The organism is Paraburkholderia sp. BR14320 (assembly GCF_040948665.1).
Taxonomy (GTDB): Bacteria; Pseudomonadota; Gammaproteobacteria; order Burkholderiales; family Burkholderiaceae; genus Paraburkholderia; species Paraburkholderia youngii.
Genome location: NZ_JBFPKG010000019.1, coordinates 1 through 19726, shown reverse-complemented (window position 1 = coordinate 19726; position 19726 = coordinate 1). Strand labels below are relative to the sequence as shown.

Sequence of the window (19726 nt, the reverse complement as noted above, 5' to 3'; positions counted from 1 at the left end):
CGTTCACATCGCCCTTGCGCGCCAACCCATGCTTCGATTCGACAACCTCAGCAAGCGCTATAGCGACCGAATCCTGTTCGAAGGACTGCACTTCGACGCGACGTCCGGCTGCGTCGCGTTAAACGATGAATCCGGCAGCGGCAAATCGACGTTGCTCGCCATCCTCGCTGGCGCGCTCCAAGCCGAGAGCGGCGACGTATGGCTCGGCGGCCATTCGCTGCGTACCGCGCCGCATGCCGCGCAAGCGTTGCTCACGTACGTGCCGGAAGACAATATGAGCTGGCCCGATCAGACCGGCCGCGATTATCTGCGGCAGATCGCGTCGGCGCGACGCACCCCGCTGACCGACGACGTGCTCGCGCTCGCCGAACGCTTCGGCCTCGCGCCGCATCTGGACAAACGCTTCGAGCAGATGTCGTACGGCAGCCGCAAAAAGGTGTTTCTGACGGCGGCCGCGCTCGGCGACACCCGCGTGCTGATCGCCGACGAACCTGCCGGCGGACTCGACGCGTCCGCGCGCACGGTGCTCGCGGAGCTGTTCAGAACGCTCGGCACGACGCGCACGGTGTTTTTCACGAGTTACGACGAAGGGTTCACGCAGGCCTGCGAGGCGACGCGTGTCTGTTTCGCGGACCTCGCGAGGCACCCATGAACTGGAACGGTCGCGCGCGCCATGCCTTGGCCGAGCGCGAACATTCAATCCTCAGATCGCCACGCAAATCTTGCCGAAGTGCGCACCCGATGCCTCGTGCCGGAACGCGTCGGCGAGCTTGTCCAGCTCGAACGTGCTGTCGATCACCGGCTTGATGCCGGTTGTCTCCAGCGCGCGCACCATGTCGATCTGATCCTGCCGGCTGCCGACGATCAAACCTTGCAGACGCTGTTGCCGCGCCATCAGATGCGCGGTCGGCACCGGACCCGAGCGGCCAGTCAGCACGCCGATCAGCGCGATATGCCCGCCGATGCGGCATGCGGTGATCGACTGCGGCAGCGTGCCGGGACCGCCCACTTCGATCACGTGATCGACGCCGCGCCCGTTGGTGATGTGACGCACTTCTTTGCCCCACTCGGGATTGTCGCGATAGTTGATCGTATGGTCGGCACCGAGTTCGCGCAGCTTCGCGAGCTTCGCATTCGACGACGACGTCGCGATCACCGACGCCCCCATCGCCTTCGCCATCTGCAAGCCGAAGATCGACACGCCGCCGGTGCCGAGCACCAGCACACTGCTGCCCGCCTTCAACTGACCATCGACGACCAGCGCGCGCCACGCGGTCAGCCCCGCCGTGGTCAGCGTCGCCGCTTCGGCGTGGCTATAGCCGGCCGGCGCGTGCGTGAAGTAGTGGCTCGGCAGCACGACGACTTCGCGCGCGTAGCCGTCGACGCCGTCGCCGGGGGTGGTCGAAAAATCGCCGATTGCGGGCGAGCCGTTTTCCCAGTGCGGGAAGAAGCACGATACGACGTGATCGCCGGGCTTGAACTCGCGCACGCCCGCGCCGACCGCTTCGACGACGCCCGCGCCATCGGCCATCGGAATGCGGCCCGCTTCGGCCGGCAGATTGCCGCTGACGATGCCGTAGTCGTGGTAGTTCAACGAGCTTGCGCGAATGCGCACGCGAATCTGGCCGGCCCCGGGCTGACCGGGATCGGGCAGATCGACGACCTGCAGGCTATCGACGGTGGCGGGTGAACCGATTCTGACGGCTTTCATGTTTTTCATTCCTTGATGAGTAGTGTGTGATAGGTGTCGGGCGCGCATGCGCGATGCCCGCGCGAGCGCTGCGCTATCTGACGGTCTGGATGACCTCGAAGCCTTCGAATTCCGGGTGGCCGAGATACAGCACGCGGCTTTCGTTACCGGCACTGCGATGCGCGGCGCGAAACGCGTCGGACTTGGTCCATGCCTCGAACGATGCCTGGTCGCGCCAGATCGTATGGCTCGAATAGAGCACGTGATCTTCCTTGCGCGGTCCCTTCAGCAAATGAAATTCCACGAAGCCCGGCACCTCTTTCAGATGGGTGTCGCGCGTGGTCCACAGATGTTCGAAGGCGTCTTCGGAGCCGGGCGCCACTTTGAAGCGGTTCATCGCGATGTACATACTGTCAGCCTCGTTGAGTGAGTGATGCTGCCAATGATGCTGGATTGGTCATCCGGTGGCGTTTCATTATAGGCGTGCATTGCTTTGGCTTCGCTTGACCTTGCCACGGTGGGAAGCTCCACGATGTCCGACGTGACCGTTAGAATCGCGCGGATCACTCGCCACTTTCTTCAACAACGGAAATCGAATATGAAAAACCTTCGCGCGGTGCGCGCTCTCTGTCTGTTCGGCGGTTTGGCATTCGCGGCGGCGGCTCTGCCCGCTCACGCGCAACATCAGGGCATGCCCGGCATGAATATGCAGGATTCGGCGCATGCTGACGCGGGCGCTTCGACGCAAGCCTTCAAGGCCGCCGACGAACGCATGATGCATGACATGAGCGCCCCCGAATACACGGGCGACGCCGACCGGGATTTCGTCGCGCACATGATTCCGCATCACCAGGGCGCGATCGAGATGGCGCAGGCGGAATTGAAATATGGCAAGGACCCCGAGATCAAGAAACTCGCGCGCGACATCATCAAGGCGCAGCATGACGAGATCGAGTTCATGCGGCGCTGGCAGGAAAAGCACGGCGGCAAGTAACGCGCCGCGAGCATCACCAGCGTGGGTGCTTGCACAGCAGCGGCGACATCGCGATCAGACCGATGATCGGCCCCGGCAGCAGCAGCCACGCGACGCGCACGTCGAGCGCGTGAAACACGCTGGTCGACCACAGGATCGAGCAGGCGGACAGGAAAAAGCCGAAGCTGTTTTGCAGCGTCAGCGCGCCGCCGATCTTGTCGGCGGGACAGGCCTTCACGGACAGCGCCGAAAACTGAGGCGAATCGGCGATCACGCTGATGCCCCACACGAGTAGCAGCGCAAGCTGCGCGGCAGTGCCGAGCCCGGTGGTCAGCGGATACATCGCGCACAGCGTGCCCGATATCGACAGCGCAAGCGCGGCGGTGCGCGCGCTGCCGACCGCCTGGCTGAGTCTGCCGCCGAACAGACAGCCGAGCGCGCCGATCGCGATGATCAGGAACGACCACAACGCGACGGTACCGGGCGTCGCCGGCGCACCGCTCGCGAACGCGCGCTGCACGAGCAGCGGCGTCAGCGTCCAGAACGCGTACAACTCCCACATGTGACCGAAATAGCCGAGCGCGGCCGAGCGAAACTCGCTGATGCGCACGACCTGTCCGACGCCCGCCGACAAACCGAAGCGCCGGTTGCCCGAGCGCCGCGCGTGCGGCCCCTCGCCGAGCATGAACACCAGCAGCGCGCCGATCATCGCGAGCCCCGACGAAGTGAGCACCACGGTTTGCCACGGCACACCCGACAGCAACGCACGGATCGCATGCACCGACGCCGTGCCGAGCGTCAGCATCGCCACGAGCAACGCGAGAGTCTGCGCGGCGCGGCGCGGGTCCCATGTCACGAGCAGTTTCATGCCGAGCGGATAGATGCCCGCGAGCGCGACGCCCACGCCGAAGCGAAACACGAGCGCCGACGCGAGCCCGCTGCTGCACAGCGCAAATAGCGCATTCAAGGTCGCGCCGAGCAGGCCGCAGACGGCGAACACCCTGCTCGCCGACAGGCGATCAGCGAGTCCGGTGGTCGCCGACAGCAAGGTCCCGACGATGAAGCCGGCCTGCACCGCATTCGTCAGCCAGCCGATATCGGACGCGCTCAATTGCCATGCGATCTGCAGATCGCGCATCGCACCGTTCGCGCTGAACCACAACGAGGTGCCGAGCAATTGGGCAATCGCGATCACGAGCACGGCGCGTTTGGCACGCGCGTTGTCGCGCGCCGCATCGGCGGAATTCGTTGCGTCGGCGTCCAGCCTGTTCTGCATCGGGCCTCCTCTGCGTCGGGTCTGAGTCGGCCGCTGGGATTAGTTATGGGCGCGGCCGTCTAGAGCGGCCATTGTAGACGACGCGTCGGTTCGCAGCGGCCGATGCGGCGGCTGCGGCGCCCCCGGATCGGGGAGTTAGCGGAACACGAGCCGTGTCCACGTCACGCCGCTGTCGCGGTTGGCCTGTTGAACGGATGACGTGCGCAACTCGCGCACCAGTGTCAGGCCTCGCTCACTCGCCAACTGGATCGTTTCATCGGCGGTGACGTCGAACATACGGCGGCCGGCGGGAACCGGCCCGTGCCGCAGCGACATGATCAACACGCCGCCTTCGCGCAGCAACGACGCAACGCGGGGCATCGCGCGTTCGCGCTGCCGCGCATCGAGATGCATCCAGACGGCGGTGAGCATGACCACGTCGAAAACGATGCGCCTGGCTATCAGTAGCGCAAGATCGGGAAGGCTGTCGTCGAGCCATTCGATGCGCTCGCTCGGATGCATCTCGCGCGCCGCGTTGCGCAATGCGTCGACCGGTTCGACCGCGAGCACCGTATGTCCCATCGCCGCGAGCGCAGCCGCATCCGTGCCGATGCCCGCGCCGATATCGACGATCCGCGACGGCGCCTGAGGTATCCAGTCGAGAATCGGCCGATGCCGATCGGCGAACGACAGCGTGCGCCATCGTTCGATCAGCGCTTCGGCCTGCTCCACGTAGCCTTCCGTGCCGCTGACATCAGCCGACATCGCGCCGCCTCAGCCCTGCTGCGGCACCCGAACCCAACCCTCCATCAGCACGCGCGCGCTGCGGCTCATCATCGCCTTCGTGACGACCCACTCGCCGTCTTTCAGACTCGCCTGCGCGCCAACGCGCAACGTGCCCGACGGATGCCCGAAGCGCACCGACTCGCGCTCGCCGCCGCCCGCCGCCTGGTTGACGAGCGTGCCCGCGATCGCCGCCGCGGTGCCGATCGCGACCGCCGCCGTGCCCATCATCGCGTGATGCAGCTTGCCCATCGACATCGCGCGCACCAGCAGATCGACGTCGCCCGCGCGCACCGGCTTGCCGCTCGACGCCACGTAATCGACCGGCTTCGCGACGAACGCGATCTTCGGCGTGTGCTGCCGCGTTGCGATCTCGTCGAGATTCTTGATGAGGCCCATGCGCAGCGCGCCATGCGCGCGAATCGTCTCGAACATCGCGAGCGCTTTCGCGTCGCTATTGATCGCGTCCTGCAACTCGGTGCCCTTGTAGCCGATCGCTTCGGCGTCGACGAAAATCGTCGGGATGCCCGCGTTGATCATCGTCGCCTTCAGCGTGCCGACGCCGGGCACTTCGAGGTCGTCGACGAGGTTGCCGGTCGGGAACATCGAGCCGCCCGCGCCTTCTTCGTCGGCGGCCGGGTCCATGAATTCGAGCGGCACTTCGGCAGCCGGGAAGGTCACGCCGTCGAGTTCGAAGTCGCCGGTTTCCTGCACCGCGCCATCGGTCATCGGCACGTGCGCGATGATCGTCTTGCCGATGTTGGCCTGCCAGATGCGCACGATCGCGACGCCGTCACGCGGCACGCGGCTTGCATCGACGAGGTCCGCGCTGATCGCGAACGGTCCCACCGCAGCCGAAAGGTTGCCGCAATTGCCGCTCCAGTCGACGAACGCCTTGTCGATCGACACCTGACCGAACAGATAGTCGACGTCGTGATCGGGCCGACTGCTGCGCGAAATGATCACGGTCTTGCTGGTGCTCGAGGTCGCGCCGCCCATGCCGTCGATCTGCTTGCCGTACGGATCGGGACTGCCGATCACGCGCATCAGCAGCGCGTCGCGCGCGGCGCCCGGCCGTTGCGCGGCCTCGGGCAGATCCTGCAGACGGAAAAACACGCCCTTGCTGGTGCCGCCGCGCATGTAGGTGGCCGGAATCCTGATCTGGGGTGAGTGCATGAAAGTGTCCTCAGATGACATGTTCTTTGATGAGGAAGGGCGATGCGGCATATCAAGCCGCATCGCCCTCTTCTGCTATGACGTTCAGTGCAAAACGCGCTTCAAGCCATCAAGCCGCCGCTCGGGTCGACTCGAGAAAGTCCTGCGCGAAACGCTGCAGCACGCCGCCCGCTTCGTAGATCGACACTTCTTCGGCCGTGTCGAGCCGGCACGTCACCGGCACCTCGACGCGCTCGCCATTGCGGCGATGAATCACCAGCGTCAGATCGGCGCGCGGCTTGCGCTCGCCGATCACGTCGAAGGTCTCGGTGCCGTCGATGCCGAGCGTCAGGCGATTCACGCCCGGCTTGAATTCGAGCGGCAACACGCCCATGCCGACGAGGTTCGTGCGGTGAATCCGCTCGAAGCCTTCCGCGACGATCGCTTCGGTGCCCGCGAGCCGCACGCCCTTCGCGGCCCAGTCGCGCGACGAACCCTGGCCGTAGTCGGCGCCCGCGATCACGATCAGCGGCTGCTTGCGCTCCATATACGTTTCGATCGCTTCCCACATGCGCGTTACCTTGCCCTCGGGCTCGATGCGCGCGAGCGAACCGGCCTTCACGTGGCCGTTCTCGATCACCATCTCGTTCTTCAGCGTCGGGTTCGCGAAGGTCGCGCGCTGCGCGGTCAGGTGATCGCCGCGGTGCGTCGCGTACGAGTTGAAGTCGTCTTCGGGCAGGCCCATCTTCGTCAGGTATTCGCCGGCCGCGCTGTCGGGCAGAATCGCGTTCGACGGCGACAGGTGGTCCGTCGTGATGTTGTCGCCGAGCACCGCTAACGCGCGCATGCCCTTGAGCGTGCGCTCGCCGGCGAGCGCGCCTTCCCAGTACGGCGGACGGCGAATATAAGTGCTTTGCGCGCGCCAGTCGTACAGCGGGTCGGCCTTCGCGCCGGTGTCGGCGGACAGCGCGAACATCGGTTCATACACCTTGCGGAATTGCTCCGGCTTAACGCTCGCCGCGACGATCGCATCGATCTCCGCATCCGACGGCCACAGATCTTTCAGCGTGACCGCATGACCGTCGGCATCGACGCCGAGCACGTCCTTTTCGATGTCGAAGCGGATCGTGCCCGCGATCGCATAAGCGACGACCAGCGGCGGCGACGCGAGAAACGCCTGCTTCGCATACGGATGGATGCGGCCGTCGAAGTTGCGGTTGCCCGACAGCACGGCGGTCGCATACAGATCGCGCTCGATCACTTCCTTCTGGATCACCGGATCCAACGCGCCGGACATGCCGTTGCACGACGTGCACGCATACGCGACCACGCCGAAGCCGAGCTGTTCGAGTTCCGGCAGCAGCCCTGCCTCTTCCAGATACAGCGTGACCGCCTTCGAGCCCGGCGCGAGCGAGCTCTTGACCCACGGCTTGCGCACGAGACCGCGCCGGTTCGCATTGCGTGCGACGAGGCCCGCCGCGATCATGTTGCGCGGATTGTTCGTGTTGGTGCAGCTGGTGATCGCGGCGATGATCACCGCGCCGTCCGGCATCAGACCCGGCTCGTTCTCGACCTTGCCGCTGACGCCGCGCGCGGCCAGCTCCGACACCGGCAAGCGGCGATGCGGATTCGATGGACCTGCCAGCGTGCGCACCACGGTCGACAAATCGAACTTCAGGACGCGCTCGTACTCGGCGTGCTTCAGCGTATCGGCCCACAAGCCAGTGTGTTTCGCATACGTTTCGACGAGCTTGACGAGTTCGTCGTCGCGGCCGGTCAGCTTCAGATAGCGAATGGTCTGCTCGTCGATGTAGAACATCGCGGCGGTCGCGCCGAACTCCGGCGCCATGTTCGCGATCGTCGCGCGATCGCCCAGCGTCAGGTTCGCCGCGCCTTCGCCATAAAACTCCAGGTAGGCGCCGACCACCTTCTGCTTGCGCAAGAACTCGGTCAATGAAAGCACCACGTCGGTCGCGGTGATGCCCTCCCCCGGCTTGCCGCTCAGCTCCACGCCGACGATATCGGGCAGCCGCATGTACGACGCGCGGCCGAGCATCACGCTTTCCGCTTCGAGACCGCCGACGCCGATTGCGATCACGCCGAGCGCATCGACCATCGGCGTGTGCGAGTCGGTGCCGACCAGCGTGTCGGGAAACGCGACGCCGTCCTTCACCTGCACGACCGGACTCATCCGTTCGAGGTTGATCTGATGCAGGATGCCGTTGCCCGGCGGAATCACATCGACGTTGCGGAACGCGCGCTTGGTCCAGTTGATGAAGTCGAAGCGGTCTTCGTTGCGGCGGTCTTCGATCGCGCGATTCTTCGCGAACGCGTCCGGATCGAAACCGCCGCATTCAACGGCCAGCGAGTGATCGACGACCAGCTGCGTAGGCACCACCGGATTCACCAGCGACGGATCACCGCCTTGCGCGGCGATCGCATCGCGCAAGCCCGCCAGATCGACGAGCGCGGTCTGGCCCAGAATGTCGTGGCACACGACGCGCGCCGGAAACCACGGGAAATCGAGCTCGCGCTTGCGCTCGATGATCTGTTTCAGCGAAGCGGTCAGCGTCACCGGATCGCAGCGGCGCACCAGGTTTTCGGCGAGCACACGCGACGTGTACGGCAGCTTGTCGTAGGCGCCGGGCTCCATCGCGTCGACCGCGGCACGCGTATCGAAGAAGTCGAGTTCGGTGCCCGGAAGGCGTTTGCGGTTGGCAGTATTCATGGCGTAGGGACAGGACGGTTATCAGCCGCCGGACGGTATGCCGGCGGCCTCCGGGAGCGCGTCGCTCGCGCGGCCGGACGGGCAGTGCAGGTAGTTTAGCTCGCTGCTGACGGGTTGCTGATTTGCGATTGTTCGATGCTTCCAGCGGAGCGGCCGCGCGATGCGTGCCGCTCCAGGCTCACGTCAAACGCGCTTCGCCAGCGGCACGAACGGCAGGTCGTCCGGACCGGTGTAGTTCGCGCTCGGACGGATGATCTTGTTGTCGATGCGCTGCTCGATGATGTGCGCGCTCCAGCCGGCCGTGCGCGAGATCACGAATAGCGGCGTGAACATCGCGGTCGGCACGCCCATCATGTGATAAGACACCGCGCTGAACCAGTCGAGGTTCGCGAACATCTTCTTGGCGTCCCACATCACCGATTCGAGCCGATCGGCAATCGAGAACAGCTTCATGTTGCCCGCTTCCTTCGACAGCTTCTTCGCGACGTCCTTGATGATGTTGTTACGCGGGTCCGAGATCGTGTACACCGGATGGCCGAAGCCGATCACGACTTCCTTGTTTTCGACGCGACGGCGGATGTCGGCTTCCGCTTCGTCAGGCGTCTGGTAGCGCGACTGGATTTCGAACGCGGCTTCGTTGGCGCCGCCATGCTTCGGTCCGCGCAGCGCGCCGATCGCGCCGGTGATCGCCGAATACATGTCCGAGCCCGTGCCCGCGATCACGCGGCCCGTGAAGGTCGATGCGTTGAACTCGTGCTCCGCGTACAGGTTCAGCGATACGTGCATCGCATCGACCCATGCCTTCGACGGCTCGACGCCATGCAGCAGATGCAGGAAATGGCCGCCGATCGAATCGTCGTCGGTTTCGACCTCGATACGCTTGCCGTTGTGCGCGTAGTGATACCAGTACAGCAGCATCGAGCCGAGCGAGGCCATCAGCTTGTCGGCGATGTCGCGCGCGCCGGACAGGTTGTGATCGTCCTTCTCGGGCAGCACCGTGCCGAGCACCGACACGCCGGTGCGCATCACGTCCATCGGATGCGCGGCGGCCGGAATCCATTCGAGCGCGGCCTTCACGTTGGCGGGCAGGCCGCGCATCGACTTCAGCTTCGTCTTGTAGGCGGTCAGTTCGGACTGGGTCGGCAGCTTGCCGTGAACCAGCAGGTAAGCGATCTCTTCGAATTCGCACGCCTCGGCGATGTCGAGAATGTCGTAGCCGCGATAGTGCAGATCGTTGCCGGTCTTGCCGACCGTGCACAGCGCGGTGTTGCCCGCGGTCACGCCCGACAGCGCGACGGATTTTTTCGGCTTGAAAGCGCCTGTGTTCGGCGTGCTGTTGTCTGCTTCGCTCATTTGGATTGTCTCCGGGAAAGGATTGGAATTTGGGTCATTGCTTCGACTGGGCTGCCAAGAATGCAAGGAACGGGCCAGGCCGCATGCCGCCGCCTAAGTGCCTGATTTCGCACCGGTCCGGTGAACCGATCACACCGGCCCGCCGCACGCTCGATTTCATTAATGAAACTGCGAATTTCAAATTGGGAACGAATGCTCGCATAATGGAGCCTCCGAACCAACCCGCCGTCGCGAGCCGCCCGCCTTGAGCACCTCTCTTTACGAACCGCCGCAGCGTCCGCGCGTCTGGGCGCTGAGCATCAGCCGCCTGCGTGATCTGTTCTTCGACATCGCCGGCGAATACGTGGATCGCGCGGATGTCCGCATCGTGTCGCACGCGTTCGAAGACGCGGTGCGCGAAATCGAGGGCGCGGGCGCCGCGCGTCCCGATGTCGTGCTAGCGGGCGGCTCGAATGGCGCGTATCTGAAGACCCGCGTGTCGGTGCCGGTCGTGCGCATCAGCCCGACCGGCTACGACGTGATGCATGCGCTCGCGCGCGCGCGTCGCGAAGGGGCGCGCGTCGCGCTCGTCACGCACGGCGACACGCCCGACGAAGTGCGCCGTTTCACCGCCGCGTACGCGCTCGACGTCACGTTCGCGTCGTATCAGTCCGCGCAGGACGCCGAGAGCGTCGTGCTCGATCTCAGCGATCGCGGCATCGACGTCGTGGTCGGCCCGGGCCTGGTCACCGATCTCGCCGCCAACGCGGGCATGGATGCGGTGTTTCTGTACTCGCGCGCGTCGGTGCGCGCCGGCTTCGACACCGCGCTCGAAGTCGCGCAGGCGACGCGCCGCGAAACCGTGCGACGTCAGCGGCTCGACACGTTGCTGCAGCATCTGCGCGACGGCGTGGTCGCGCTCGATGCGCAAGGCCGCATCGAACTGATGAACCAGCGGCTCGCGAGCGTGCTCGGCATCGATGCCGGGAAGGCCGTCGGCCGCGCGCTGCTCGAACTCGCGCCCGACCTCGCGGGCAGTCTGCCCGACGCGGAGGGCGACAGCTTCTGCACGGTACGCGGCGCGAGCTATGTCGTGCATCGCGGGCCGCTCGCGAGCAGCGGCGCGGCGCCGGGCACCGTGCTGACGTTTCAGGAATCGCGCGCGGTCGAGCGGCTCGATCGCACGTTGCGCGCGCGGCAACGGGTGCAGCAGTTCACCGCGCGCTACCGGCTCGACGATATCGTCGGCGCGTCGGAATCGATCGAACGGGTGCGCGCGCTGGTCGCGCGTTATGCGAGGTCGGACGCGACCGTGCTGATTCTCGGCGAGAGCGGCACCGGCAAGGAGATGGTCGCGCAGAGCATGCATCAGTTGAGCGCGCGGCGCGACTTCGCGTTCGTCGCGATCAATTGCGGCGCGTTTCCGGAGGCGCTGCTCGAAAGCGAGCTGTTCGGCTACGAGGAAGGCGCGTTCACCGGTGCCCGCAAGGGCGGCAAAGCGGGGCTGATCGAGGTCGCGCATCGCGGCACGCTGTTTCTCGACGAGATCGGCGAGATGCCGTTGCCGTTGCAGAGCCGCCTGTTGCGCGTGTTGCAGGAGCGCGAGGTGGTGCGGCTCGGGTCGACGGAGCCGATGCGCGTCGATATCCGCGTGGTGGCGGCGACCCACCGCGCGCTGACCGACGCCGTCGCGGCCGGCAGTTTCCGCGCCGATCTGTACTACCGGCTCAACATCCTGAGCATCGCGCTACCGCCGCTGCGCGAGCGGCCGAACGACCTGCTGCCGCTCGCCGCCGAACTGTTGCGCCAGGCGGCCGCGCGGGAGCCGAGGCTGGCCGCTCGCGTGCCCGACGCGCAGATTGCCGCGCGCATGCTCGAGGGTTTGGGCGCGGCGTTGCGCCGCTATGCGTGGCCGGGTAATGTGCGCGAGTTGCAGAACGTGATCGAGCGGATCGTGGTTGAACTCGCCGATACCGACGCGGACACGGATGCCAGCGCGGCGCTCGTCACGCGCGACATGCTGCGCGTGATCGCGCCGGAAGTCGTCGAGCCCATCGCGCGGGCGAAGCCGGCGGCGTTGACGCTGCGCGAGCGCAGCCGTCATGTCGAGGCCGATGAAATCCGCGCGGTGCTCGCGGCTCACGAAGGCGATCGCGATGCGGCTTGCGCCGCGTTGGGTATCAGCAAGACGACGTTGTGGCGCAAGTTGAATGGGGGGCGGTAGGTGTGCAGGGTCCAAAGTGCGCCAGTGTTCCCACGCCCCATGTGCAGTTTCCGTTGATGCGCGCATCGTTGTAATAGCGCATGACCACGCCCTCGTTGGCTCTCGTTGCGACCATAAGCCATCACAATGATTCAATGGTCATGGAGTCAAACTCCACTGCGATTTCAGCCCCTACGCTGGAATGCACGTAGGCCACGTGCCCGGCACGCGTCGGGCCGTGAGCGGATCGCCTCAGCAAAACTTCAGCCCGCTCGTACTGGTCGCTATCAGGTTTCAATGTCTCGATTGCATTGACAATATTCAGCAAACCGCCGTTCTCAATGCCAATACGCGTTACGCCGCGAAAGGTGATCGTCACCCGGCGCTCACGATCGAAGAGACCGAGAACGAATGTGTCCGGCACCTTGGGATTGACCTCACCATGGATTGCAATTGTGTCGAGATACCAGTCATGGAAGTGGTCAAAACCCTTCAGCGCATCAGAAATAGTGCTCACAAATATCTCACGGAAGAATGGAAACGGGCCAGCCCTCGTCGCGCAAAAGGCCATCCCAGTTATGTGCGTGTGGATTGGGTTGGCCGTGGTGACTATCGAAGTCGATATCTATGACTGGTGTACCGCCTGAGCCATACATTCGCCACTGCTTTTTCATATTCGGCCCGCTTTCGACCCATGAATTCGCGGGGCCGTCGAAAGGTAATCCGGCAACGTCAAATGTTGCGCCGTCGTCCGTTGTGTTCTCGACGTACTCGAACGCCTGAGCATTGCAGAGGTTCTGGGGCACGCGCGGGCTGTTGCCATAGAGTGACCTGAGCATGTCCGCGTCATTCGATTGCTGCTCGCACACGGAGCCCAATCCGGACGCCATCTCCCGCTGCTCCCGTATCGCCTGCACGCACTTTCGCATCTCGTCCCGCTCAGGGACAAAGATCAGACTACCGCCCCTCACCTCGTTGTACTGGGCTTTGGCAACCTCATCGTCTTTCATCCTGTACATATGAAAGCGGTTGTGACTCCGGCCGAGCATATCGCGCAACTCGTACGATTGGTGCGACAGCAGCACGGATGGGCTATATCGCAGCCACGCTGCGCGCGCTTCCTCCATGCCCTGCACGATGTCATCGTGCGACTCGCGGGGTACGCTCGCCGGCAATGCAAAATGGAACCACCGGTCAACGTCAAACAACCAGTTAGATTCGATGTGAAGGTTGAACGATCTGTAAAGACTGATCGAGAAGAAATGTCCGTGCCGCCTTTCACGGACCTCATGGAAAGAACCGAGGGAAAGTGAAGTCATCGTGCCTCACAGCCAATGAAGGAGGCCCGATTGTGCAACAAGACACCATCCCAAAAAACCCCTCGTTCAGCCTCGCATGAGATGCGTGCCGCGCCTTCCTCGTCGCGCAGATTCTCAAGTCATCGGATCAATATGCACATCCATCCCCGCTTCCGCCGGAACGACAAGCCGCACGAACGAACGCACCAAGAATAAAATATCCGTCACCGAATCCCCATCCATTCCCCAAGGAGGAGCCCAGCATGTCGAACAAATACCGGATTGCCGTGATCCCCGGCGACGGCATCGGCGTCGAGGTGATGCCCGAAGCGCTGCGCGTACTCGAGGTCGCGACGCAACGCTTCGGTATCGAACTCGAATATCAGCACATCGAGTGGGCGAGCTGCGACTACTACGCGAAGCACGGCAAGATGATGCCGGACGACTGGAAAGCCCAACTGCAATCGGCCGATGCGATCCTGTTCGGCGCGGTCGGTTGGCCCGACACCGTGCCCGATCACATCTCGCTGTGGGGGTCGCTGCTTAAGTTTCGCCGAGAGTTCGACCAGTACGTGAATCTGCGTCCGGCGCGCCTGTTTGCAGGCGTGCCGTCACCGCTCGCGGGACGCAAGGCCGGCGACATCGACTTCTGGATCGTGCGCGAGAACACCGAGGGCGAGTATTCGTCTGTGGGCGGCGTGATGTTCGAAGGCACCGAACGCGAGTTCGTGCTGCAGGAGTCGGTGTTCACACGGCACGGCAGCGAGCGCGTGCTGAAGTTCGCGTTCGATCTCGCGCAGCGCCGCGCGCGCAAGAAAATCACCGTCGCGACGAAGAGCAACGGCATCGCGATCAGCATGCCGTGGTGGGACAAATGCGCGGCCGGCATCGCCGCGCAGTATCCGGACGTCACGTGGGACAAGCAGCACATCGACATCCTGTGCGCTCGCTTCGTGCTGAACCCGGACCGTTTCGACGTGGTCGTCGCGACCAATCTGTTCGGCGACATCCTGTCCGATCTCGGCCCAGCGTGCACGGGTACGATCGGCCTCGCGCCGTCGGGCAACCTGAATCCGGACCGCAAGTTCCCATCGCTGTTCGAACCGGTGCACGGATCGGCGCCCGACATCGCCGGCAAGCACATCGCGAATCCGATCGCGATGATCTGGTCGGCCGCGATGATGCTCGACTTCCTCGGTCATTCGAGCGGCAAGGAACGCGAGGCGCACGACGCGATCCTTAAGGCGATCGAGGCGACGCTGATCGAGGGCCCGCACACCGGCGACCTCGGCGGCAACGCAAGCACGAGCGAAGTCGGCAAGGCGATTGCGGCGAAACTCGCGTGATATGAAGCAAAAACGGCGCAACGCGCAGATGCGCCGTTATCGACAGTTGCGTCGCTCATAGAGCGACCATTCGCCCTCGTGCGTCATCAGGGCGACATCGCATTCGTTATTGGCGAAGAAATCTTTCGGCAAGGGCCCGTCCTTGCGAATGAAGAAGTAGCGGGCTCATCAGGCGAAAATCCGCGTGGCCCGGCAGGATATCGACACCGAACGTCCGGAGCAGCTTGTAGTAGTTGCGCGCGGTGAAGCGCTTGAAGAATGTGTCCGTCGTACCTTTGTGACGCACACCGAAGACGATTTCCGCACCCGACTTGTATTCCTTGAGCATGCATGGGATGGCTTCGATATCGTCCTGAAGATCCGCGTCGAGGCTGACGAGTACATCGCCTTGAGCCGGCATCCGGCCGGCAAGCAGCGCATCCTGATGGCCGCGATTGCGCGAGAGTTTGATGCCGCCGCAGCGGGGATTCTGCGCGTGCAGCACTTCGATGATCGACCAGGTACGGTCGCGGGAACCATCGTCAATGAAAGTGATGCGGCTTTCGTTGCTCACCTTGCCGCTTCGATCAGTCACTCCAGAAGTGCGAGAAGCCGCTTGCTTGTCTCGGTGATAACCTCTTCTTCGTTGTAGCAGGGTACGACGAGATTCATCGTCGTGGGTGAAGCGCTATTTGCGGAACGCACAGCTCACGTGTGCGGATGTATCGGAGCGCTCACTGCGAGCAATCGTCGTCGGGCATCGCATACGTCAACACACGTTCGATTCGGGCGTGCCCGGCCCGCACGTGATGATCAACGCGCTCACGCATGGCAACGAAGTGTGTGGCGCGATCGTCGTCGATGAGTTGCTGCGTCGCGCGGCGCGGCCGCGACGCGGGCAGTTCACGCTGTCGTTCGCGAACGTCGCCGCGTACCGGCGTTTCGATCCCGCGAATCCGGACGCCGCGCGCTTCGTCGATCAGGACTTCAACCGCGTATGGACGGCGGCGGTGCCCGACGACACCTCTCGCACGTCGAGCGAACTGAAGCGCGCGCGTGCGATGCGCCCGGTGATCGACGCGGTCGACGCGCTGCTCGACCTGCATTCGATGCACGAGCGATGCAAGCCGCTGATCGTCGCTGGACCGCTGCAAAAAGGCATCGATCTCGCGGTGCGGCTCGGTACGCCCGCCACGGTGATCTGCGACGAAGGGCATCCCGAAGGCCGCCGCATGCGCGATTACCAAGGGTTCGGCGATGCCGCGAGCCCGAAGAACGCATTGCTGATCGAATGCGCCCAGCATTGGGAGCGCAGTGCGGTGGCGGTCGCACGCGATACGACCGCGCGTTTCCTGTTGCTGGCCGGCGTGGTCGACGAGACGGATCTGCCGCCGGGGTGGCTCGCACCGTTGCCGCCCGAGCAGAGCATCGTGCGCGTGACACAGCCGGTCGTCGCGACCAGCATGGACTTCAGCTTCGCCGCGGCGTACACCGGCCTCGAGGTTTTCGCCAAGGCAGGCGCCGTGGTCGGCTGGTCCAACGGCGAAGAGGTGCGTACCCCCTGCGACAACTGCATGCTCGTGATGCCGTCGCTGCGGCAGTTGCGCCCCGGGGTGACCGTCGTGCGGCTGGGACGGATCGAGCGGACGGTGGCTCATCCCGGGTGACGAGCTAGCTGACTGGCAGGTGTCTCGAAACCGTTTGTCGCTCGTTTCGGCGCGGTGACCTTCGCGCGCCTAGCCCTTTCTCCTGCCCAGTTACAGCGCGCCGCCCTCCCACGCATCGACTGCGTGAAACTCGGGGTATTCCCCCGTTGACCGGATTGATTTCATTCCTTACAGTGGCGCGCGTTCGCGTAAAGAATCACCGTTCCGTATGCGAACAAAATCCCTCGCCCGGCGCGATTCCGTCAAGCCGATCCGTCCGGGTATGATTCATTGCCGATGCATGGCCGGTTTGGGCCGCTGCAGGCTGCGTGCGTCGTTGCCAGACGGCGTACAGTTTGAGAAGAATCGCTCGTCGTGTCGGGCCTTTCGCTGTCAGGAGACCATCATGAACCGCAGCCCCGCTGTGAACGTTCAAACCTTCATTAACGAGCATCCGTTTTCGCCGTTCCAGTGGCTGATCTTTTTCATGTGCTTCATCATCGTCCTGCTGGACGGTTTTGACACTGCTGCGATCGGCTTCATCGCGCCTTCGCTGGTCACCGAATGGGGCATCGCGAAGCCCGCGCTCGCGCCGGTGCTGAGCGCCGCGCTGTTCGGCCTCGCGTGCGGCGCGCTCGGCTCGGGCCCGCTGTCCGACCGCCTCGGGCGTCGCTCGATGCTGGTCGGCTCGGTGCTGCTGTTCGGCCTTGCCTGTCTCGCGTCGGCGTTCTCGACCAGCATCGATCAATTGACCGTGCTGCGCTTCATCACCGGCGTCGGTCTCGGCGCCGCCATGCCGAACGCGGTCACGATGATGGGCGAATACTGCCCGGACAATCGCCGCGCCACCGTGATCAACCTGATGTTCTGCGGCTTCCCGCTCGGCGCCGCGTTCGGCGGTTTCCTCGCCGCGTGGATGATTCCGCATCTGGGCTGGCGCAGCGTGCTGATTCTCGGCGGCGTCACGCCGCTGCTGCTGTTGGTGCTGCTGCTCGCCAAGATGCCGGAGTCGGTCCGCTACATGGTCGCGAACAATAAGCCGGCCGACCGGATTCGCGCGGCGCTCGCTCGCATTTCCGGCGACGCTGTGCAGGCCGTCGGCTTCACGATGACCGAAACCGCGCCGCAAACCGGCGGCAAGGGCCTCGGTGTGGTGCTGTCGCGCTCGTACATCGTCGGCTCGGTGATGCTGTGGCTCGCTTACTTCATGGGCCTCGTGATCTTCTACGCGTCGATCAACTGGATGCCGATCCTGCTGAAGGACGCCGGCCTCACACCGCAACGCGCGACGCTGATCTCCGCGCTGTTCCCGCTCGGCGGCGTCGGCGCGGTGCTGGCCGGCGTGCTGATGGACCGCTTCAACGCGAACCGCGTCATCGCGGTCTGCTACGCGCTGACCGCCATTAGCGTGTACTTCATCGGTCAGGCGGCCGGCAACGTCGGCGCGCTCGTGCTGATCGTGTTCATCGCCGGTGTGCTGATGAACACCGCGCAATCGTCGATGCCGGCGCTCGCCGCCGCGTTCTATCCGACCGCGGGCCGTGGCACAGGCGTCGCGTGGATGCTCGGCGTCGGCCGCTTCGGCGGCATCGCGGGCTCGTTCCTCGTGGCCGAGCTGACGCGCCGCCACTTCTCGTTCGGCGGCATCTTCACGACGATCGCGGCCGCAGGTTTGCTGTCGTGCGTCGCGCTGCTGATCAAGCAGGCGGCACGCCCGCAAGCGTCGGAAGCGGGTGCGTCGAAGACGCAATCGTTCGGCCATTGAGCGTGCAATGAAACGTATCCGCTAGCGGACCGGTAACGGTTCGATCGAGTGGTGACCCAGAAGCCGCCCTGCGATTCGCAGGGCGGCTTTTTCTTTGGCTGAACGCGTGGGAATCTCGCGCTTACTTGAACGCGAGGAGTTGCTCGACACACAGCAGCACGGCAATCAGCACCACCATCGCCGCGCCCGAAACCTGGCTCACCCTGCGCGCGACGCTCGGACGCGTGCGCAAAACCACCTTCGAGCCGAGTCCGACGACCGAATAAACCACCGCGCAATTGACCATGTGCAGCAGGCCCAACGCGCCGATCTGCACCGGGATCGACCACGCGTCGGTGGCACGTGTGAATTGCGGCAGAAACGCGAGAAACAGCAGCAGCGCTTTCGGATTGAGGCCGCTCACCGCGAAGCCGCGGATGGACCAGTTCAACGCCGCGTCGGGTGCGCGCTCCGCCGCTACCGTCGGCACCGCCGGGCGAGCAAGAATATTGCCGCCGACCCACAGCAGATAGCCCGCCCCGACGAACGTCAACACGGCCAGTACCGCTGGCGCCTTGGCGACTAGCGCGCCGACACCCGCCGCCACCACCACGGTGATCGCCAGATAGCCGGACAACATGCCCGCGATGGCCGGTGCAATCGCCCGCTCGCGCAATCCGGCCGAGATCGCGTACGCCCAGTCCGCGCCGGGTACCAGCACCAACGAAAAGGACACGAGCCAAAAGGCCGTCAACAAGCTCACTTCCACAGCCTTCTCCCCAACAAGCATGATTTGGACGGAGGGAATGTTACGGTTTTGGCTGTCGAAGGTGCTCCCTCTTTCTTGCTGCTGCTACGCGGTCTGCACTAGAATTTTCCACATGGATGAAATTGACCGCAAGATTCTTGCTGAATTGCAGCAAGATGGACGACTCACCGTCACTGAACTCAGTGAGCGGATCGGTCTGAGCCTTTCGCCTTGCCAGCGGCGTCTGCGGGCTTTAGAGAAAGCAAAGGTCATCAGCGGCTATCGCGCGGTTATCGATCCGGCAACGATCGGTCTGAACTTCTCGGCAATCGTGTTCGCGACGTTACGGGAAGGCAGTAGCCAAAACATCGAATCTTTCGAACGCGCGCTCTCGGACATCCCGGAGATCACGCGGGCGGAGCGCCTGTTTGGCGATCCCGATTACATGCTGCACGTCGTGACGAACGACACTAAAAATAAATTTCTGGCGGAGTGGTCCGAAGCGCTGTGACGCTTGGCTTTCAGACCTTTGGCTCAACGCCCTAAGGGGCCCCGGTTGTTTCCACGCACCGACAGCATCCGGCTGAAATCGGCCGAGGCCGTGTAAAAACGTGCTTGATAGCCTAGACTAAATCAACCTGTTGGCGCGAGAGGGGAAGATGGGGCGATTTGTCGAAGGTGCAGACCGCAATCAGGCAACGCTGCTGCCGGAATGTCTTGATGACTTTATTGCAGAAGACAATCCCGTCCGGATCATCGACGCATTCGTTGAAGAACTCGAACTGGTTTCTCTGGGATTTGAAGGCGCCACGCCTGCAATCACTGGTCGACCGTCTTACCACCCCA

General features: G+C 64.1%; 17 protein-coding genes and 3 pseudogenes. 8 read left to right on the top strand and 12 right to left on the bottom strand.

Annotation, left to right across the window (positions count from 1 at the left end):
* The first annotated feature begins 28 nt into the window (after window positions 1–28).
* Entirely contained in the window at window positions 29–652 is a 624-nt protein-coding gene (locus AB3X89_RS18885) for an ATP-binding cassette domain-containing protein (protein WP_368584628.1), read from the top strand.
* A gap of 51 nt (window positions 653–703) precedes the next feature.
* On the opposite strand, the gene AB3X89_RS18880 is transcribed toward AB3X89_RS18885, so the two are convergent.
* Both AB3X89_RS18880 and AB3X89_RS18875 read right to left on the bottom strand, forming a co-directional pair.
* Window positions 704–1711 carry an NAD(P)-dependent alcohol dehydrogenase gene (locus AB3X89_RS18880; RefSeq protein ID WP_368584627.1) on the bottom strand — a complete coding sequence of 336 codons (1008 nt, stop codon included), beginning with the start codon at window positions 1709–1711 and terminating at the stop codon, window positions 704–706.
* A gap of 73 nt (window positions 1712–1784) precedes the next feature.
* Complete coding sequence (locus tag AB3X89_RS18875) at window positions 1785–2099, bottom strand: antibiotic biosynthesis monooxygenase (RefSeq protein WP_368584626.1); 315 nt, start codon at window positions 2097–2099, stop codon at window positions 1785–1787.
* 189 nt (window positions 2100–2288) lie between these two features.
* Here AB3X89_RS18875 and AB3X89_RS18870 point away from each other — a divergent pair, with 189 nt between their 5' ends.
* Entirely contained in the window at window positions 2289–2684 is a 396-nt protein-coding gene (locus AB3X89_RS18870) for a DUF305 domain-containing protein (RefSeq protein WP_368584625.1), read from the top strand.
* 13 nt (window positions 2685–2697) lie between these two features.
* On the opposite strand, the gene AB3X89_RS18865 is transcribed toward AB3X89_RS18870, so the two are convergent.
* From AB3X89_RS18865 to prpC, 5 genes are all read right to left on the bottom strand, one after another.
* A complete protein-coding gene (locus tag AB3X89_RS18865; RefSeq protein ID WP_368584624.1) occupies window positions 2698–3939 on the bottom strand; it encodes an MFS transporter in 1242 nt (413 codons plus the stop codon).
* 135 nt (window positions 3940–4074) lie between these two features.
* The gene (locus AB3X89_RS18860) at window positions 4075–4683 is read right to left on the bottom strand and encodes a class I SAM-dependent methyltransferase (protein ID WP_368584623.1); all 609 of its coding nucleotides are present in this window, start codon (window positions 4681–4683) and stop codon (window positions 4075–4077) included.
* A gap of 9 nt (window positions 4684–4692) precedes the next feature.
* On the bottom strand, window positions 4693–5877 hold the full coding sequence (gene prpF, locus AB3X89_RS18855) for a 2-methylaconitate cis-trans isomerase PrpF (RefSeq protein WP_368584622.1): 1185 nt from the start codon (window positions 5875–5877) through the stop codon (window positions 4693–4695).
* A gap of 109 nt (window positions 5878–5986) precedes the next feature.
* Window positions 5987–8584 (bottom strand): Fe/S-dependent 2-methylisocitrate dehydratase AcnD, encoded by a 2598-nt coding sequence (gene acnD / locus AB3X89_RS18850; protein WP_368584621.1) that lies wholly within the window; start codon window positions 8582–8584, stop codon window positions 5987–5989.
* 183 nt (window positions 8585–8767) lie between these two features.
* On the bottom strand, window positions 8768–9937 hold the full coding sequence (prpC, locus tag AB3X89_RS18845; protein ID WP_368584620.1) for a 2-methylcitrate synthase: 1170 nt from the start codon (window positions 9935–9937) through the stop codon (window positions 8768–8770).
* 244 nt (window positions 9938–10181) lie between these two features.
* Here prpC and prpR point away from each other — a divergent pair, with 244 nt between their 5' ends.
* A complete protein-coding gene (prpR, locus tag AB3X89_RS18840; protein ID WP_368584619.1) occupies window positions 10182–12140 on the top strand; it encodes a propionate catabolism operon regulatory protein PrpR in 1959 nt (652 codons plus the stop codon).
* Here the strand turns inward: prpR and AB3X89_RS18835 are convergent.
* The 3 genes and pseudogenes from AB3X89_RS18835 to AB3X89_RS18825 all read right to left on the bottom strand — a co-directional run.
* A pseudogene (locus AB3X89_RS18835) lies at window positions 12139–12255 on the bottom strand (lysozyme); the annotation flags it as partial. The gene prpR and the pseudogene AB3X89_RS18835 sit on opposite strands and share 2 nt — an antisense overlap.
* A 6-nt stretch (window positions 12256–12261) precedes the next feature.
* Window positions 12262–12636 carry a hypothetical protein gene (locus AB3X89_RS18830; RefSeq protein WP_368584618.1) on the bottom strand — a complete coding sequence of 125 codons (375 nt, stop codon included), beginning with the start codon at window positions 12634–12636 and terminating at the stop codon, window positions 12262–12264.
* Window positions 12637–12643: 7 nt separating this feature from the next.
* Window positions 12644–13438: a hypothetical protein gene (locus tag AB3X89_RS18825; protein ID WP_368584617.1), complete on the bottom strand. Its 795-nt coding sequence runs from the start codon at window positions 13436–13438 to the stop codon at window positions 12644–12646.
* A gap of 242 nt (window positions 13439–13680) precedes the next feature.
* Here AB3X89_RS18825 and AB3X89_RS18820 point away from each other — a divergent pair, with 242 nt between their 5' ends.
* Window positions 13681–14763 carry a tartrate dehydrogenase gene (locus tag AB3X89_RS18820; protein WP_368584616.1) on the top strand — a complete coding sequence of 361 codons (1083 nt, stop codon included), beginning with the start codon at window positions 13681–13683 and terminating at the stop codon, window positions 14761–14763.
* Between the two features lie 106 nt (window positions 14764–14869).
* Here AB3X89_RS18820 and AB3X89_RS18815 read toward each other — a convergent pair whose 3' ends face one another.
* Window positions 14870–15316, bottom strand: coding sequence for a glycosyltransferase (locus tag AB3X89_RS18815; protein WP_368584615.1), 447 nt, complete (start codon window positions 15314–15316; stop codon window positions 14870–14872).
* 146 nt (window positions 15317–15462) lie between these two features.
* Between AB3X89_RS18815 and AB3X89_RS18810 the strand changes: the two are divergent.
* Window positions 15463–16409: pseudogene (locus AB3X89_RS18810) on the top strand (succinylglutamate desuccinylase/aspartoacylase family protein).
* A gap of 385 nt (window positions 16410–16794) precedes the next feature.
* Window positions 16795–18153 carry an MFS transporter gene (locus AB3X89_RS18805; RefSeq protein WP_368584614.1) on the top strand — a complete coding sequence of 453 codons (1359 nt, stop codon included), beginning with the start codon at window positions 16795–16797 and terminating at the stop codon, window positions 18151–18153.
* A 121-nt stretch (window positions 18154–18274) separates the two neighbouring features.
* Here the strand turns inward: AB3X89_RS18805 and AB3X89_RS18800 are convergent, their stop codons facing one another.
* Complete coding sequence (locus tag AB3X89_RS18800; RefSeq protein WP_368584613.1) at window positions 18275–18922, bottom strand: LysE family translocator; 648 nt, start codon at window positions 18920–18922, stop codon at window positions 18275–18277.
* Between the two features lie 91 nt (window positions 18923–19013).
* Here AB3X89_RS18800 and AB3X89_RS18795 point away from each other — a divergent pair, with 91 nt between their 5' ends.
* Together AB3X89_RS18795 and AB3X89_RS18790 are read left to right on the top strand one after the other, a co-directional pair.
* Entirely contained in the window at window positions 19014–19391 is a 378-nt protein-coding gene (locus AB3X89_RS18795) for an Lrp/AsnC family transcriptional regulator (protein WP_368584612.1), read from the top strand.
* Between the two features lie 148 nt (window positions 19392–19539).
* A pseudogene (locus AB3X89_RS18790) lies at window positions 19540–19726 on the top strand (IS5/IS1182 family transposase); the annotation flags it as partial.